This window comes from Luteimonas notoginsengisoli (genome assembly GCF_042648885.1).
GTDB classification, from domain to species: domain Bacteria; phylum Pseudomonadota; class Gammaproteobacteria; order Xanthomonadales; family Xanthomonadaceae; genus Luteimonas; species Luteimonas notoginsengisoli.
Window position 1 is genome coordinate 735,678 of sequence record NZ_JBHRYF010000008.1, and the last position, 15,716, is coordinate 751,393.

Genomic DNA, 15,716 nt, shown 5'->3' on the forward strand with positions numbered 1-15,716 from the left:
CCTCAGCCGGGCGCGCGCAGGGCGTGGTTCCACGGCATCCGCGCCAGCAGCCGCGCCATGCCGCAGAAGCCGGACACGCCGGCGAACAGCAGGCCGGCTCCCAGCGCGGCGTCGACCAGCACGAACCAGGGCGACACCGTCGCCGCCAGTGCGCTGGCGATCAGCAGCAGCGCGCCCACCGTGACCTGGACCTGGCGCCCGAGCTCCAGCGGCGCGCCGGCATCGCCCGTGACCGGCAGGCCCGCGCGCTTCCAGGCATCCAGGCCGCCTTCGACCAGGTAGGCCTCGCACCCGGTTGCCGCCTGCAGCGCCGTGGCGTTGGCCTGCGTGCGCATCCCGGAGCGGCAGTGGAACAGCACCACGCGACCGGCCGCCTCGCGCAGCAGCGGGGCGTCGGCCAGCTGCGACACCGGCACGCAGCAGGCGCCGGGGATGCGCTCGCGCGCGTGTTCGTCGCGCTCCCGGATATCGACCAGCAGCGCGCCCTGTTCGAGCAGGGTACGTGCGGCGTGCGGGGGGATCGTCTTCATGGCGGCCTCGTGGATCAGGGACAAAAAACGGACTTGAGCGCCGCGACCAGGGTTTCCACCCGCGGGTCGGCGATCCGGTAGTGCACGGTCTGCGCCTCGCGCCGGCAGGCGACCAGCCCGTCCTCGCGCATGCGCGCCAGATGCTGGGAGAGCGCCGACTGGCTCAGTTCGACCTGCGCCAGCAGCTGGCCCACGCTGAGCTCGCCGCGCTCAATGAGCAGGCACAGCACCAGCAGGCGCTGCTCGTGGCCCAGGGTGCGCAACATCGCGGCCGCGTCGGCGGCGCCCTGCCTGAAATCGCGATCGCGTGGCCTGGGGTTCGGCATGCGGCTAGTATATTACAAAATTCTAAATTAGAATGAACGAATATTAGGCGGTAGGCCCGCCATCCACGGAGATCACCGAATGACCACCTCCTACCAGGCATTGACCCGCGAGATCTCGCGCAACCTGACCCCGCTGCGCAGCCACAACGCCGCCCTGATGCAGAGCTTCGGTGCGCTCAGCAAGGCGGCAATGGCCCCGGGCGCGCTGGACGAGAAGACCAAGGAGTTGATCGCGATGGCGATCGGCGTGGCCAGCCGCTGCGACGGCTGCCTGGGATTCCACGCCAAGGCGCTGGTGCGCCTCGGGGCGACCCCGGAGGAATTCCGCGACATGCTCGGCGTGGCCGTCTACATGGGCGGCGGGCCGTCGCTGATGTACGCGGCCAACGCGATCGCCGCGTACGAGGAGTTCAGCGCGGCGGCGTGACGGCACGGACCGAGGCCGCGCCGCCATGCGGAACGCGACCAGGGAAGGCTCCGGAAACGCCCCCGGCAAGCGCGGCGCCGCGAGCGCTCAGGAGCGGCGCAGGCCCTTGAGGGCGTCGGCGATGGCGCTGTCGAACGGCGCCGCCTGCTGCCGCGGGGCGGGGCGACCGCGGTCGTTGCTTCCGCGCTCGTTGCCGCCGCGACTGCCGGCGTCGCGGGCCGCGTTCGTGTGGGCGCCGCCGCCGCGCGGCTCGCGCTCGCCCTGTCGCGGCGCGGGCTGCCCCGGGGCGTCCTCCAGCCGCCGCGTCAGCGCGATGCGCTTGCGGGCCACGTCCACCTCCAGCACCTTGACCTTGACGATGTCGCCGGCCTTGACCACGTCGCGCGGATCCTTGACGTAGCGGTCGGCGAGCGCGGAGATGTGCACCAGGCCGTCCTGGTGCACGCCGATGTCGACGAACGCGCCGAAGGCGGCGACGTTGCTCACCACCCCCTCGAGCACCATGCCGGGCTTGAGGTCCTTGATGTCCTCCACGCCCTCGGCGAAGCGCGCGGCCTTGAACTCGGGTCGGGGATCGCGGCCGGGCTTCTCCAGCTCCCTGAGGATGTCGCGCACGGTCGGCACGCCGAAACGTTCGTCGGTATAGCGTTCGGGCTTGAGTGCGCGCACGAACGCGCCGTCGCCGATGATCTGCGCCACGCCGCGACCGCTCTCGCGCACGATGCGCTCCACCACCGGGTAGGCCTCCGGATGCACCGCCGAGGCATCCAGCGGCTGGTCGCCGCCGGCGATGCGCAGGAAGCCCGCACACTGCTCGAAAGTCTTCTCGCCCAGGCGCGGCACCTTGAGCAGGTCGCTGCGGCGCTTGAACGGGCCGTTGGCATCGCGGTGCACGACGATGTTGCCGGCCACCGTTGACGACAGCCCCGAGACGCGCGCCAGCAGCGCCGCCGACGCGGTGTTGACGTACACGCCGACCGCGTTGACGCAGTCCTCGACGCGCGCGTCGAGCGACCGCGCCAGCCGGTACTGGTCGACGTCGTGCTGGTACTGGCCGACGCCGATCGACTTGGGCTCGATCTTGACCAGTTCGGCCAGCGGATCCTGCAGCCGGCGCGCGATCGACACCGCGCCGCGCAGCGAGACGTCGAGGTCCGGGAATTCGTTCGCCGCCAGCTCGGAGGCCGAGTACACCGAAGCGCCGGCTTCGCTGACCACGACCTTCTGCAGCGACAGCTCCGGGTGGCGCTGGATCAGCTCACCGGCCAGGCGATCGGTTTCGCGACTGGCGGTGCCGTTGCCGATCGCGATCAGCGACACGCCGTGGGCCTTGCACAGCTTCGCCAGCGATTGCAGCGACTGTTCCCACTGCCGGCGCGGTTCGTGCGGATAGATCGTATCGGTGGCGACCAGCTTGCCGGTGGCGTCGACCGCGGCGACCTTCACCCCGGTGCGCAGGCCCGGGTCGAGTCCGAGCACCACGCGTGGCCCGGCGGGTGCGGCCAGCAGCAGGTCCTTGAGGTTGTCGCCGAAGATCGCGATGGCTTCGGCCTCGGCCTTCTCGCGCGCCTGGTTGAACAGGTCGAGCATCAGGTGCAGCTGCAGCTTCGCGCGCCAGGCCAGGCGGCAGGCGTTGCCCAGCCAGGCATCGGCGGCGTTGCCCTGGATGCGGATGCCGGCGTGCAGCGCGACGCGGCCTTCGGCGTAGGCGTTGCCGGCCTCGGCGTCGGCGCCCGGGTCGAGTTCGAGCTGCAGGAACTCCTCGCGCCGCCCGCGGAACAGGGCCAGCAGGCGGTGCGACGGGATCTTCGCCAGCGGCTCGGCGTGGTCGAAATAGTCGCGATACTTCACGCCCGCCGCTTCCTTGCCTTCGGCCACGCGCGCACGGATCACGCCGTTGGCCGACAGCCATTCGCGCAGCTCGCCAACCAGCGTCGCGTCCTCGCCCCAGCGCTCGATCAGGATCGCGCGCGCGCCTTCCAGCGCGGCCTTCGCGTCGGCCACGCCGCGTTCGGCATCGACGAAGCTGGCGGCGAACTCTTCCGGCACGCGGGTCGGATCGTCGAGCAGGCCATCGGCCAGCGGTTCGAGCCCGGCCTCGCGCGCGATCTGCGCGCGGGTGCGGCGCTTGGGCTTGTACGGCAGGTACAGGTCTTCCAGCCGCGACTTGCTGTCGGCGCCTTCGATCTGGGCGCGCAGCGCGTCATCGAGCTTGCCCTGCTCGTCGATGCTGGCCAGGATCGCGGCGCGCCGGTCCTCCAGCTCGCGCAGGTAGGCCAGGCGTGTTTCGAGGTTGCGCAGCTGGGTGTCGTCGAGGCCTTCGGTGACTTCCTTGCGATAGCGCGCGATGAACGGCACCGTCGCGCCCTCGTCGAGCAGGCCGACGGCGGCTTCCACCTGGGCGGGACGGGCGCCGATCTCGTCGGCAATGGTGGCGGCGATCTTGCGCGCCAGCGCGGGGGAAGGAGCCTGCATCGTGTCCGGTATCCATGCGACCTCGTCGCGATGCCCGCATTGTCGCAACGCGGCGCGCGCGGCGACAGGTTGACAGCGCGGTCATCGCGCGGCAGCGCGATCGCGTCAGAGCCGGCGCTGGACGCGATCGTCGCGCGCGCGGCGCCGCCACGGCAGCGGGATCGCGAACAGCATCAGCGCCGCCCACGCCAGCCGGCTCGACCAGCTTTCGCGATCGGGCGCCTCCAGGGCAGCGGCCTCGTCGCCGTCGCCGTCGAGCGCGTATTCGCCGGCGTCCATCGCGCGCAGCACGGCGCGCGCGCGGTCCACGTCGCGATGGGCCACGCGCAGCTTCACCCCGCCCACCGCCAGCCGCCACTCCCAGTTGGCCATCGCCAGGTGCTCGTCGCCCAGGTGCGCGTCGATGCCTTCGGACTGCAGCAGGCCGCGCGCCAGGTGCGCTTCGATCGGGTCGGTGTAGTGGGCGACGGTGGTGAACATCGTGCGCCGATGATGCGCCGCCGCCGACGATCGCGGCCAGTGCTCCTGCAAGGGCGGCTTCAGCCGCGAGCGGCGCACGGCCGACGCGCGCCGTCGGCTTGGCGCGAAGCCAAGCCCACGCCGCGTCGCGTCCGATCCCGTCCTCGAGCGGCGAATCCAGAATCTTTCGCAGCCCGCAGCCCGCAGCCCGCAGTCCGTTGCGCGAAAATCCGTTGCCGGCACGCTCGCTGGGTCGCGCCGCCGCGAGGCCATCCGCCCCGGCGCCGCCCCGAATCGTGACCTGGAGTAGGCTTGGTCGCCATGAAAAACGCCGCCCTGCTTCTGATCGCCGGATGCGCGCTGCTGGCCGCCTGCCAGCAGGCGCCGCAGCCTGCAACCACCACCGATGCCGCTGGCAACACGCTCACGCAATGGGCGCTGCCCGCCGCGGCCGGGGCCGCGCAGCCGGACCTGTCGCTGGCCCCCGACGGGCGCCTGCTGCTGAGCTGGATCAGGCCCTTCGACAAGCAGCGGCACGCGCTGCAGTACACCACCTTCGACCGCCAGCAGCAGTGGCAGTGGACGCCGAAGACGATCGCGGTGGGCGCATCGATGGTGGTCAACTGGGCCGACACGCCGCACGTCGCGGCCACCGCCGATGGCACGATCTGGGCGCACTGGCTGCAGAAGACGCGCGGCGCGGGAGATGGCGCGGCCTACGACATCATCGTGTCGCATTCGGTCGACGACGGCCTGCACTGGAGCGGCCCGGTCCGGGCGCACGACGACGGCAAGGCGGTCGAGCACGGCTTCGTCTCCTTCTGGCCCGCGGCGCGCGACCGGCTCGGGATGGCGTGGCTGGACGGACGCAACACTACCGGCGGGGCGCACGCCGGCCATGACGCCGGTGCCGCCGGCGATGGGGCCGGTGACGACACGACCGAAGGCGCGGGCATGACCTCGCTGCGCGCGGCGAACGTCGATACCGCGTCGCGGATCGCCGATTCGGTGGAAGTCGACCCGTCGGTCTGCGACTGCTGCGGCACCGATGTCGCGGTGACTGCGCGCGGGCCGCTGCTGGTCTATCGGGATCGCACCGCCGACGAGATCCGCGACATCCGCGCCACGCGTCTGGACGGCGATGCCTGGCGCGCGCCGCAGCCGGTGCACGAGGACAACTGGAAAATCGCCGCCTGCCCGGTCAATGGCCCGGCCGTGGCCGCGACCGGCAACGGCGCCGTGGTCGCCTGGTACAGCGCCGCCGACGACCGGAGGAAGCTGCAGCTCGCACGCAGCGCCGACGCCGGCGACAGCTTCGGCGCGCCGGTGATCGTGGACCAGGGCGACGCGGTGCAGGGACGCGTCGACGTGGCCCTGGACGCGAAGCAGGCCTGGGTCGCGTGGTTGCGCGAGGACGCGGGTGGACAATCGCTGTGGCTGGCGCGCTACGCGCCGGACCTGTCGCGCGAACTGTCGCGCACGCAGCTGGCGAAGCTGCAGGGCCGCGGCCGCGCCACCGGCTTCCCGAAGCTGGTCGCGCGCGACGGCGAGGCGTTCGTCGTGTGGACCGACATCGTTGGCAGCGTCCCGCAGCTGCGCGGATTGCGGGTTCGGCCGGCGCGCTGAGAGCAGGAGCGCCGATGCCGCGAGCCGTGATCGTTGGCTGCATAGCAGTGACGCGGGAAGAACGGCCTCAGCGGCAGGTTGGGCGGGACGTGAGCCGGTGAAGTGAGAGCTCGCGGCTGAAGCCGCTCCTACAGGAGCCGTGGGCGAATGGCGAACGGATAACGCTTCCGCCGGCTCGCGGCCGCGGCGCCTACTTCTCCTTGCGCCAGTTCACCGAGCCGCGGTTCTCCACGCTGCTCGATTCGATTTCGATGTCGAAGCCCTTGCGCAGCAGGTACTTCAGCGTCAGCACCTGGCCGGTGCCGAGCAGCGAGACGCCGAAGCCGATGTACAGGCGCGGCGAGATCTGCTTGCCGATGCCCAGCACGCTGCCGCCCAGCGCGCGCGACTCGATCACGCCGGCGTCGTCCAGGCCGATCTTGCTGCCGATCTGTCCGGCCAGCAGGCTGCCGCCGGCGTTGAGCGCGGTGGTGGCGGCGTTGAGCTGGTTGCTCTCGTCGCTCGACAGGTTGGAGGTCGAACGACCCAGCGCGAGATAGGACAGCGCCTCGGAATCGTTGGTCGCCGGGTCGGACCAGACGTCGGCCTGGGGCGAGGACGCGCGGCCGGTGACGTCGATGCCGGCGGTGATGTCGTGCGCTTCGATCCGCCGCTCGGCGCGGATGTCGAGGATCGGGTCGGACACCGGCCCGTTGGACCACACCAGGTGGCCCCGGCTGATCCGCAGCTTCTGGCCGTAGGCTTCGTAGCGGCCGCCGACCTCGAGGTTGCCCACCGCGGTCATCTCGCGCCCGGGCACGGCGCGCACGCGCAGTTCACCGCCGAGGGTGCCGTCGAGGCCGAAGCCCTTGAGCTTCACGTCGTCGCCCATCACCAGGGTCAGGTCGAGGTCGAGCGGCGATGCGCCGGAGCGCTCGGGGTCGATCGGGTCGAGCACCACCACGTCCGGCGAAGCCGAGACGCCTTCGTCCAGCCGCTCCAGGTCGATCATCGCGCTGGGCACCGTCACCTTGCCGGTGACCGCGAGCGGCTGGCCCGCGGCGTAGCGCACGGCGATGTCGGGATCGGCAATCGCGCGCAGGTCGCGGGTGTTGGACACCAGCACGCCTTCGCCGTGCAGGCGCAGGACCAGCGGGGTGTCGGTGCCGCGCCAGCCGAGGCTGCCGTCGACGTGCAGGATGCCGGCCTGCGCGGCGCTGTCCGGCGGCGCGGATCGCACGCTGCCGGTGATGCGCGCGGTGCCGTCGGGCAGCGCATCGAGGCGCACGTTGCCGTTGTCGAGCAGGATCCCGAGCGCCGGCAGCTCGGTGCTGAAATCGCTGAGCTGCGCCTGTCCGCCCAGCGATGGCGCGGCGCGCGACCCGGACAGGGTGAGGTGGCCGGCGAGCTTGCCGGTCGGCTCGACGATGTCCTGCGAGAACAGTTCCAGCCAGGTCAGCTCGTCGGTGGCGACGTCGATCGTGCCCGACAGCGGCGAATCGGCGTCCCAGCCGGTGGCCAGTCGCGCGTCGATGCGGCCATCGCCGTTGAAGGCCGCGGCGAGCGTGGCGTTGATCCGCCGCGGATCGAAGTCGGCGTCGAGGAGCAGGTTGCTGTAGCCGATCACGTCGCGGCGCGAGCGCTGGCTCATGCGCAGCCCACCGTCCGCCGATGCGATGGTCACGCTGCCGGCCCAGGCGTTGCCGGCGGGGCGCAGCCGGCCGTCGAGCGCGATCTCGCCGCGCAGGATCCAGGGCCGGCCGTCGTCGCGCTCGGGCAGGTAAGGCGTGGCCAGCGAGAGCGGCAGGCCGCGACCCTCGACCGCCAGTCCGCGGCGCGGCCAGTCGGCGCTGGCGCACAGCGAGCCGCCGTCGCTGGCGGCAAAGCAGCTTTGCGAGAGCGTCCAGTTGCCGCCGCGCTGCGCGTAGCGCGCCGGCGACTGCAGGCGCCAGGTCGCACCTTTCGCCGGCGCGAGCTGCAGCGACGCCAGCGTGCCCTGCCAGTTGGCACCGGTCCTGCGCGCGCTGCTGGCCAGGTCGAGGGCGCCGATCTCGCCGCGCGCGCTGGCGACCAGCCGCAGGTCCTCCACTGCGCCGCTGGCATCGATGCGCACGCTGTCGAGCGCGACGCCGGCGCTGACGCCCTGCGCCGACAGCGCCAGTGCGCCGCTGCCGCGTTGCCACGGCAGGCGCCCCTTGGCGACGAGCGAGGCGGCGGCGTAGTCGCCGTACCTGAGTCCGCTGCCGGTGAGGTCGGCCTCGACGTCGGGTGCGTTGCGCGGGCCGGCGAGGCGCAGCGTGCCTTGCAGCGTGCCGCTGGCGTCGGGCAACAGGTCCTCGAGATGCAGCGGCGACAGCCGCGCGTCGACCGCGATCACCTTCGCCACCCGGCCCTCGGCGTCGATCCGGCTGTTGCCGGCGCGCAGTGCGATCTCGCCCGAATACTCCGGCTGCACCGTGTCGCTGGCCAGCGCCTTGAGCTCGACACTCGCGCGGCCTTCGAGCGCACGACCGCGCAGCTGGCCGCCGATGTGCGGGACTTCGACCGTGGCGTCGTAACCGCCGTCGGCGCGCGCACCGCCGCGGCTGGCGACGTCGGCGTCGACCGCGCCCTCCCAACCGTCGACGAAGAACCCCGGATCGAAGCCGTCGAGCGTCGCGCGGGCGTCCCAATGCAGGCGCGGCGCGGTCCCGGCCTTGCCGTCCAGCGCGATGCGGCCGCGGTCGAGCGCAAGTTCCACGATGCCCGCATAGTCTTCGCCGCGCGCGGTCACGTCGGCCTTGCCGTCCAGCGCGCGGCCGCGCAGCCGGCCGCTGAGCTCGGGCACCGACAGCGTGGCATCGAAGCCGCCACCGTCGAGCGCGCGGCCCTGCGTGGCCAGCGTGCCGTCGATGTCGCCGTCCCAGCCGGTGACGAAATAGCCCGGATCGAAGCCGTCGAAGCTGGCGTCGAGCTTCCAGCTGGTCGCCGGGCTCCATGCGACGTGGCCGCGCGCGTCGAGCGTGCCGGTCGGCGTGCTCGCGCGCAGCGTGCGGAACGTCATGCGACCGTCGTGGCCGCGGCCGTCGAGCGTGACCGCCGCCCGATCGCCGTCGCGCGCGATGTCGGCCTTGCCCACCGCGGCCCACGCGGCGGCGGTGCCGGCCAGGCCCAGGTCCGCGTCGACCACGATCACCGGCGTGGCGTCGGTGCCGGCGACCGGGTCGGCCGGCGCGCCGCCGAAGCGCAGGCCGCGCGCGTTGACCGCGTAGCGGAACGTCGCCCTGCGCGGCTCGCTGAAGTCGCCGCGTCCGCGCGCCTGGATGGTGCCGTCGAAGATCTCAAGCTGCAGCGGTTCGAACGCCAGCACCTTGTCTTCCAGCACCAGCTTCGACGGCCGCACGGTGGCGCGCAGCGTGCCCTGTTCGAAGCGGCCCTGGACCGTCGCGCGGCCGCCGACGCCATCGGCGCGCAGCTGCAGCGCGATGGGCGACGGGTCTGGTTCCTTCGCGCCGGCGAGCAGCGCGGTGTCGAGCCGCTCGGCGCGTGCGCGCAGCTGCCAGTGCGGCGTGTCTTTGCCCTGCAACAGCAGGCTGGCGCGCAGCGGCCCTGGCAGCGCGCCGCCGATGCCGACCTCCATGCGCCGCAGGTCGCCGCGCGCGACCAGGCCAACGCGCAGCGGCGCGCGCTGCAGCGGCGATGCGGCGCTGCCGGCGATCGGGATCACGGCGGTTGCCGTCAGGTCGACGCGATAGTCGTCGCGCGGCACGTAGTCGCCGTGCGCGGAGAAGCGGCCGCGGTCGCTTTCCACCACGACGTGTTCCAGGTGCAGCTGCCGACGGCGCGCGTCGAGCCCGCCGCGGACGCTGCGGATGTCGATCAGGTGCTCGCCCTGCCGGGTGATGCGCAGGCCATCGACGCGGATCGCATCGGCCTGCAGCCCCAGCGGCGGGTTGATGTCGGGCAGCACCTCGGGCCAGGTCGGCAGTTCGAACGGCGCGTCGGTCTTGGGCAGGTCGAGCGTGGCGCCTTCGACGATCATCGTGTCCAGCCGCAGCAGCTTGCCCAGCAGCGGACGGATGTCGGGGTCGATCACGATCCGGCGCGCGGCGAAGGTCAGCGTGCCCGGCTTCGCGCACTGCCCGTAGGGCACCGGTTCGCCGTCCTTCTGCGGGCACGTCTGCTGCACGAAGCGGACGTCGTGGATCGCCAGAGGCCCGCTGGCCGGGCCTTCGGCGCGGCTCCACGACAGGCTGGTGCCGGCCGGCATGCGCGCCTTGACCTGGGCCAGCAGGAAATCGCGGCCGCCCAGCGTCGACAGCAGCCACCACGCGACCACCGCGACCAGCAGCGCCAGCCCGGCGATCGTGAACGCGCTGCGGCGCGCCAGCATCCGGGCGCGCGCGTGGCGGCGCGCGCGCAGTTCGGCGATGCGCGCCTCGCGCTGCTCGGGCGTGAGATCCGGATCGAGGCGCGATCGGCGACGGAAGACCGGGGCCATGCTCAGAACTCCGCCCCGATGCTCAGGCCGATGGTGAACGGCGAGTCGGGATGGTCGAGGCCGCGCGCGATGTCGAAGCGCAGCGGGCCGACCGGCGATTTCCAGCGCACGCCGACGCCGACGCCGGTGCGCCAGTCCGCGTCCGTGCCGTCGAACGCGCTGCCGCTGTCGACGAACACCGCGCCGCCCCAGCTGTCGTTGAAGTAGTGCTCGAACTCGCCGCTGGCGGTCACCACGTTCTTGGCGCCGATCGAGAAGTCGCCGAGGCGCGGGCCGACCTCGCGCCATTCGTAGCCGCGGATGCTGCGGTCGCCGCCGGCGTAGAAGCGCAGGCTCGGCGGCATCGCGGTGAGCGCGTCGGTGAAGGTGTGGCCGATTTCGCCGCGCACGATCAGCCGGTTGCGTTCGCCCAGGCCCTTGAACCAGCTGGCGCGCGCATGCACCTGGGCGAAGCTGGCATCGGAGCCAGCGCCTTCCGCGCCGCCGCGCAGCATGACCGAGCCGCCGATGCCGCGACGCGGGAACAGTTTGTCGTCGACGTCGATGTATTCGGCCCGCAGCGCCGGGAACGCGAACGTCGCGAAGCGGTACGCGGTCGGCGTGTCGGGGTTGTTGTCGTCCTCGGCCACGTAGGCCCAGCGCTCGCGCAGCACGTGCAGCGAGGCGACCAGGTTGAGATGGCGGTTGTACTGGCCGCTGCGGCTGGCGACGAACTCCACCCGCCGCGAGTCGATGTAGTCGGTCTGCTCGTCGGCGAACTGCAGGCTGGCGGTGTACCAGCCGTCGAGCCAGGCGAACGCGGGGATCCGGTATTGCAGCGTGAGGGTCTTGCGCTTCTGCGCGTAGTCCAGTTGCGTCAGCGCTTTGTGCCCGCGCTGGTTGACGTAGCGACGTTCCAGCCCGAAGCGCACGCCCGGTCCGCTCTCGGTGCCGTAGCTCAGGCCCGCGGTGTAGACGTCGCGCTTGGCCGGCGTCAACGCCACCTGCACCGGCACGCGTCCGTCCACGGCCTGGTCGGGCTGCGGCTGGATGTCGATGCGGCTGAAGTAATCCAGCGCGATGAGCGACTGGCGCAGGCGGTCGAGCCGGCCCTGGTGGTAGTACTGGCCTTCCTCCCAGTACACCAGCTTCTGCAGCAGCCGGTTGCCCACCACCTGTTTCGGCGACTGGGTGAACGTGGTTGCGCCCATGTCGTAGCGCGCGCCGCTGGTCCACACCAGGTCGATGTCGGCGGCGTTTTCCGCGCGCGTCACCTCGACCCGGTGCGAGGCGAAGTCGGCGTCGAAGTAGCCGCGCTCGGCCAGGCGCCGGGTGATCCGGGTCTTGCTGGCTTCGTACAGGGCATGGTTGAACACGTCGCCGGTGTCGGGCCTGAACTTGCCAAGGTCCTGCCGGAGGTAACGATCGCGGCCGCCCTCTCCGAGGATCGCGACGTCGGCGTCGCGCACCCGCACCGGTTCGCCCGGCTGGATGGTGATCACCACGTCGGTGCCGCCGTCGGTCCGGTTGCGCTCGACGGTGATTTCCGGCGAGTAGTAGCCGAACGGCTCCAGCGCCTCGCGCGCCTCGTCGTCGGCCTCGCGCACCAGGTAGCCCAGCCGACGGCCGGTGACGTCCTTGCCGATCGCCTCGACCAGCGACAGCGAGACGCGCACGTTTTCGGTCATCCCGTCGTCGAGCCCGTGGATCTCGACCGAGCGCACGGTCGCCGCGCCCGCGGTGGCGGAGGCGAACAGGAGGACGAACAGGAGCGCGGCAGCGGCGGCGATGCGGGGGAGAGCCGGGGGCATGCGGGGAGGATACCCGGCGCCGATCAAGAACCGATTAACGGATCGATGGTTGACGCGTCATGGGTCGGCCCATGCATCAAGCGCCGGTAGCTGCTGACGGCAGCGCGGGACCACAGGATCAAGCCAACGTCTAGTGGAGCGGCTTCAGCCGCGAGCGTTTTGGCCAGGGTCGCGTCATGGGGTAAAGCTCGCGGCTGAAGCCGCTGCCACAACAACAATCCGGCGGCAAATTACGGATCGAGGCAAGCGGGCATGCACCCTGGCAGGCCTGTGCTCAGCCCGACAGATGCTCGATCGCCGCGACGCTGCCCAGCCGCTCCGACAGTCGCCGCAGCAGCGCGAGCCGGTTGTTGCGCAGCGGCGCGTCGTCGACGTTGACCATCACGCCGTCGAAGAACGCATCGACCTGGGGCCGCAGCCGCGCCAGATGCGCGAGCGCATCGACGTAGTCGCCGTGCGCCAGCGCGTGGCCGGTTTCGGCGTACACGGCTTCCACGGCTTCGGCCAGCGCGGCCTCGGCCGGCTCCTTCAGCAGCGCGCGGTCGACCGTGGCCGGGACCTCGTCGCCGGCCTTCTTCAGGATATTGTTGATGCGCTTGTTGGCCGCGGCCAGCGCCTCGGCCTCGGGCAGCTGGGCGAACGTGCCGATGGCGTCGATGCGGCGGTCGAAGTCGTACAGCGAGGCCGGACGCAGCTCGGCGACGGCGTTGAAATGCTGCACCGGCACGCCCTTGTCGGCGTAGTAGCCGCGGAGCCGGTCGAGGATGAACTCGTAAACTGCAGGTGCGACAGTTTCCGGAACTGGTGACCAAAGCGACACGCTTGCACTCTTGGCTTGGACGCCCATTCTTTTTGCGGCATCCATGGCGTGAGCGAGGCGATCGGCTTCTGCAGTTGCCATGTGATCGGCAACATGTTGAATCGCCAATTTGCTCAGCTCTAGCAGGTGAAGATCGAAACCAGATTCGATGATCGTCCGCGCCAGCCCCAGCGCGTTGCGCCGCAGCGCGAACGGATCCTTGTTGCCCGTCGGCTTCAGACCCGCGGCGAACCCGCCGGCCAGCGTGTCCAGGCGCTCGGCGATCGCCAGCACCTTGCCAAGCTTCGACAGCGCGATGTCGTCCGCGGCAAACCGCGGCTGCCAGGCCTCGTCGAGCGCGTTGGCCAGCGCAAGACGGTCATCATGCGACAGGTCCTCGAGCGCGGCGTCCTGCATCGCGTAGTAGCGCCCGGCGATGCCCTGCAGCTCGGGGAACTCGTTGACCATGCGCGACTGCAGGTCGGCCTTCGACAGCGCCGCTGCGCGCCTGGCCAGCGCCGGGTCGGCGCCAACCTGCGGCGCGATCGCTTCGGCCAGCGCGGCCACGCGCGCGACCTTGTCGGCCACCGTGCCGAGCTTCGCCTGGTAGGTCACGGTCTTCAGGCCGTCATTCATCGACGCCAGGCCCTGCTTCATGTCCTCGACGAAGAAGAACTGCGCGTCGGCGAAGCGCGGGCGGATCACGCGCTCGTAGCCCTTGCGGATCTCGCTCTCGTCCTTCGACGCGATGTTGGCGATGCCGATGAAATGCTCGGACAGGCGTCCGCCTTCACCGAGCACCGGGAAGAACTTCTGGTTCGCCTCCATCGTGGTGATGAGCGCCTCCTGTGGCACGGCGAGGAAGCCGGCCTCGAACGCGCACGCCACCGACTTGGGCCATTCGACCAGGCAGTTCACCTCGGCAAGGTTGCCCGCCTCGATCCGCGCGCTGCCGCCGGCCTGCTTAGCCGCGGCCTCGACCTCGGCCACGATGCGCGCGCGGCGCTCGTCGGGATCGACCAGCACCTTTGCGCCGCGCAGGGCGTCGACGTAATCCTCGGCGCGCCCGATCCACACCGGCTTGTCGTGCATGAAGCGATGGCCGCGGCTCATGCGGTCGGCCTGGATGCCGAACAGTTCGCCTTCCACCACGTCGCCGCCCAGCAGCAGCACCAGCCAGTGCAGCGGGCGCGCGAAGGCGTGGTCGTGGCCGCCCCAGCGCATCGGCTTGGGGATCGGCATCGCCGCGACCGCCTCGCGCAGGATCTCCGGCAGCAGCGCGCGCGTGGCCACGCCCGGCTTCACCGCACGGTGGACGAAGCGCTCGCCCTTGGCGTCGCTGGTGCGCTCGAGCGCGGTCCACTCGACGCCCGCCTTGGCCGCGAACCCTTGCAGCGCGCGCGTCGGCTGGCCATCGGCGTCCAGGGCGATGTTGAGATAGGGGCCGAGGACTTCCGAAGCCTGTTCGGGCTGCTCGCCGGCGACCGAAGGCAGCAGCACCGCCAGGCGCCGCGGCGAGTAGAGCGGCTTCGCCCCGGCTGGCTCCACGGCGATGCCGCGCTTGCCCAGCGCGTCGACGACGCCGTCGAACAGCGCCTGTGCCAGCCCGGGAAGCGCCTTGACCGGCAGCTCTTCGGTGCCCAGTTCGATGAGCAGGGATGTGGTGTCGGACATCGAAAGCCTCTTGCCTTGAAGTCCCCCCTTCAAGGGGAGGATTTAGGTCGGGACGGGTGTCCGGGACGGCGGCGCGCCTTCATGGAAACCCTTCCCCACCCCAGCCTTCCCCGTGACGGGGAAGGAATGAGTTCACGCAGCCTTGGCCGCCTGCTTCAGCCCTGGAAACCCGAGCTTCTCGCGCTGTGCCAGGTAGCTTTCGGCCACCGCCTGCGACAGCTTGCGCACCCGCAGGATCGTGCGCTGTCGCTCGGTGACGCTGATCGCGCGGCGCGCGTCGAGCAGGTTGAAGCTGTGGGAGGCCTTCATCACCTGTTCGTAGGCGGGCAGCGGCAGGTCGAGCTCGACCAGGCGCAACGCCTCGGCCTCGCAGGCGTCGAAGCGGTGGAACAGCTCCGCCACGTCCGCATGCTCGAAGTTGTACGCGCTCTGCTCGACTTCGTTCTGGTGGTAGACGTCGCGGTAGGTCACCGGCGTGCCGTCCGGGCCATGGGTCCAGATGATGTCGAACACGTCGTCGACGTTCTGCAGGTACATGCACAGCCGCTCGAGGCCGTAGGTGATCTCACCCAGCACCGGCCGGCATTCCAGGCCGCCCGCCTGCTGGAAATAGGTGAACTGGGTGACCTCCATCCCGTTCAACCACACTTCCCAACCCAGGCCCCAGGCGCCCAGCGTCGGCGATTCCCAGTTGTCCTCGACCAGCCGCAGGTCGTGCACCAGCGGATCGATGCCCAGCTCCTTGAGCGAGTTGAAGTACAGCTCGACGATGTTGTCGGGCGAGGGCTTCATCACCACCTGGTACTGGTAATAGCGCTGCAGGCGGTTGGGGTTCTGCCCGTAGCGGCCATCGGTGGGGCGGCGGCAGGGCTGCACGTACGCGGCGTTCCACGGCTCCGGGCCGAGCGAACGCAGGAAGGTGGCCGGGTGGAAGGTGCCGGCGCCGACCTCGAGGTCGAGCGGCTGCACCAGCACGCAGCCGCACGCCGCCCAATAGGCGTTGAGCTTCTGGATGAGCGCCTGGAACGTCGGTCCCTGCATCGCCGTGGGTCGCTGGAAAGGCCGGCCAGTATAGCGGGCGGGCTGCGGGCGCCCGCCGGGAGCAGGCGACGCCGCGCACCCCGGCAGGGATAATCGCGGCCTGCCCGCGC

The 15,716-nt window shown here is 71.3% G+C and carries 10 protein-coding genes; 2 read left to right on the plus strand and 8 right to left on the minus strand.

Annotated features, from left to right (window positions below; all coding sequences use genetic code 11):
- Positions 1-2 precede the first annotated feature (2 nt).
- A complete protein-coding gene (locus ACFOM9_RS11155) occupies positions 3-530 on the minus strand; it encodes a rhodanese-like domain-containing protein (RefSeq protein ID WP_386710396.1) in 528 nt (175 codons plus the stop codon).
- A gap of 14 nt (positions 531-544) precedes the next feature.
- A complete protein-coding gene (locus tag ACFOM9_RS11160) occupies positions 545-856 on the minus strand; it encodes an ArsR/SmtB family transcription factor (RefSeq protein WP_386710399.1) in 312 nt (103 codons plus the stop codon).
- 79 nt (positions 857-935) lie between these two features.
- Between ACFOM9_RS11160 and ACFOM9_RS11165 the strand changes: the two genes are divergently transcribed.
- Positions 936-1,283, plus strand: coding sequence for a carboxymuconolactone decarboxylase family protein (locus ACFOM9_RS11165; RefSeq protein ID WP_386710402.1), 348 nt, complete (start codon positions 936-938; stop codon positions 1,281-1,283).
- Positions 1,284-1,370: 87 nt separating this feature from the next.
- Here ACFOM9_RS11165 and ACFOM9_RS11170 read toward each other — a convergent pair whose 3' ends face one another.
- Both ACFOM9_RS11170 and ACFOM9_RS11175 read right to left on the minus strand, forming a co-directional pair.
- Positions 1,371-3,758: a Tex family protein gene (locus ACFOM9_RS11170; RefSeq protein WP_386710405.1), complete on the minus strand. Its 2,388-nt coding sequence runs from the start codon at positions 3,756-3,758 to the stop codon at positions 1,371-1,373.
- A gap of 105 nt (positions 3,759-3,863) precedes the next feature.
- Complete coding sequence (locus tag ACFOM9_RS11175) at positions 3,864-4,238, minus strand: putative signal transducing protein (protein WP_386710408.1); 375 nt, start codon at positions 4,236-4,238, stop codon at positions 3,864-3,866.
- A gap of 300 nt (positions 4,239-4,538) precedes the next feature.
- On the opposite strand from ACFOM9_RS11175, the gene ACFOM9_RS11180 reads away from it, so the two are divergent.
- Positions 4,539-5,843, plus strand: a complete 1,305-nt coding sequence (locus tag ACFOM9_RS11180) for a hypothetical protein (protein ID WP_386710411.1) — start codon at positions 4,539-4,541, stop codon at positions 5,841-5,843.
- 190 nt (positions 5,844-6,033) lie between these two features.
- Here the strand turns inward: ACFOM9_RS11180 and ACFOM9_RS11185 are convergent, their stop codons facing one another.
- From ACFOM9_RS11185 to glyQ, 4 genes are all read right to left on the minus strand, one after another.
- A complete protein-coding gene (locus ACFOM9_RS11185; RefSeq protein WP_386710414.1) occupies positions 6,034-10,302 on the minus strand; it encodes a translocation/assembly module TamB domain-containing protein in 4,269 nt (1,422 codons plus the stop codon).
- 2 nt (positions 10,303-10,304) lie between these two features.
- Positions 10,305-12,092 carry an autotransporter assembly complex protein TamA gene (locus ACFOM9_RS11190; protein WP_386710417.1) on the minus strand — a complete coding sequence of 596 codons (1,788 nt, stop codon included), beginning with the start codon at positions 12,090-12,092 and terminating at the stop codon, positions 10,305-10,307.
- Between the two features lie 274 nt (positions 12,093-12,366).
- Positions 12,367-14,565, minus strand: coding sequence for a glycine--tRNA ligase subunit beta (gene glyS / locus ACFOM9_RS11195; RefSeq protein WP_386710420.1), 2,199 nt, complete (start codon positions 14,563-14,565; stop codon positions 12,367-12,369).
- A gap of 132 nt (positions 14,566-14,697) precedes the next feature.
- Positions 14,698-15,606, minus strand: coding sequence for a glycine--tRNA ligase subunit alpha (glyQ, locus tag ACFOM9_RS11200; protein ID WP_386710423.1), 909 nt, complete (start codon positions 15,604-15,606; stop codon positions 14,698-14,700).
- Between the last annotated feature and the right edge of the window lie 110 nt (positions 15,607-15,716).

Coding starts and splice junctions, on each gene's coding strand:
- glyQ (WP_386710423.1), bottom strand. CDS start 15,606: ATGCAGGGACCGACGTTCCAGGCGCTCATCCAGAAGCTCAACGCCTAT.
- glyS (WP_386710420.1), bottom strand. CDS start 14,565: ATGTCCGACACCACATCCCTGCTCATCGAACTGGGCACCGAAGAGCTG.
- ACFOM9_RS11180 (WP_386710411.1), top strand. CDS start 4,539: ATGAAAAACGCCGCCCTGCTTCTGATCGCCGGATGCGCGCTGCTGGCC.
- ACFOM9_RS11170 (WP_386710405.1), bottom strand. CDS start 3,758: ATGCAGGCTCCTTCCCCCGCGCTGGCGCGCAAGATCGCCGCCACCATT.
- ACFOM9_RS11190 (WP_386710417.1), bottom strand. CDS start 12,092: ATGCCCCCGGCTCTCCCCCGCATCGCCGCCGCTGCCGCGCTCCTGTTC.
- ACFOM9_RS11165 (WP_386710402.1), top strand. CDS start 936: ATGACCACCTCCTACCAGGCATTGACCCGCGAGATCTCGCGCAACCTG.
- ACFOM9_RS11185 (WP_386710414.1), bottom strand. CDS start 10,302: ATGGCCCCGGTCTTCCGTCGCCGATCGCGCCTCGATCCGGATCTCACG.
- ACFOM9_RS11175 (WP_386710408.1), bottom strand. CDS start 4,238: ATGTTCACCACCGTCGCCCACTACACCGACCCGATCGAAGCGCACCTG.
- ACFOM9_RS11155 (WP_386710396.1), bottom strand. CDS start 530: ATGAAGACGATCCCCCCGCACGCCGCACGTACCCTGCTCGAACAGGGC.
- ACFOM9_RS11160 (WP_386710399.1), bottom strand. CDS start 856: ATGCCGAACCCCAGGCCACGCGATCGCGATTTCAGGCAGGGCGCCGCC.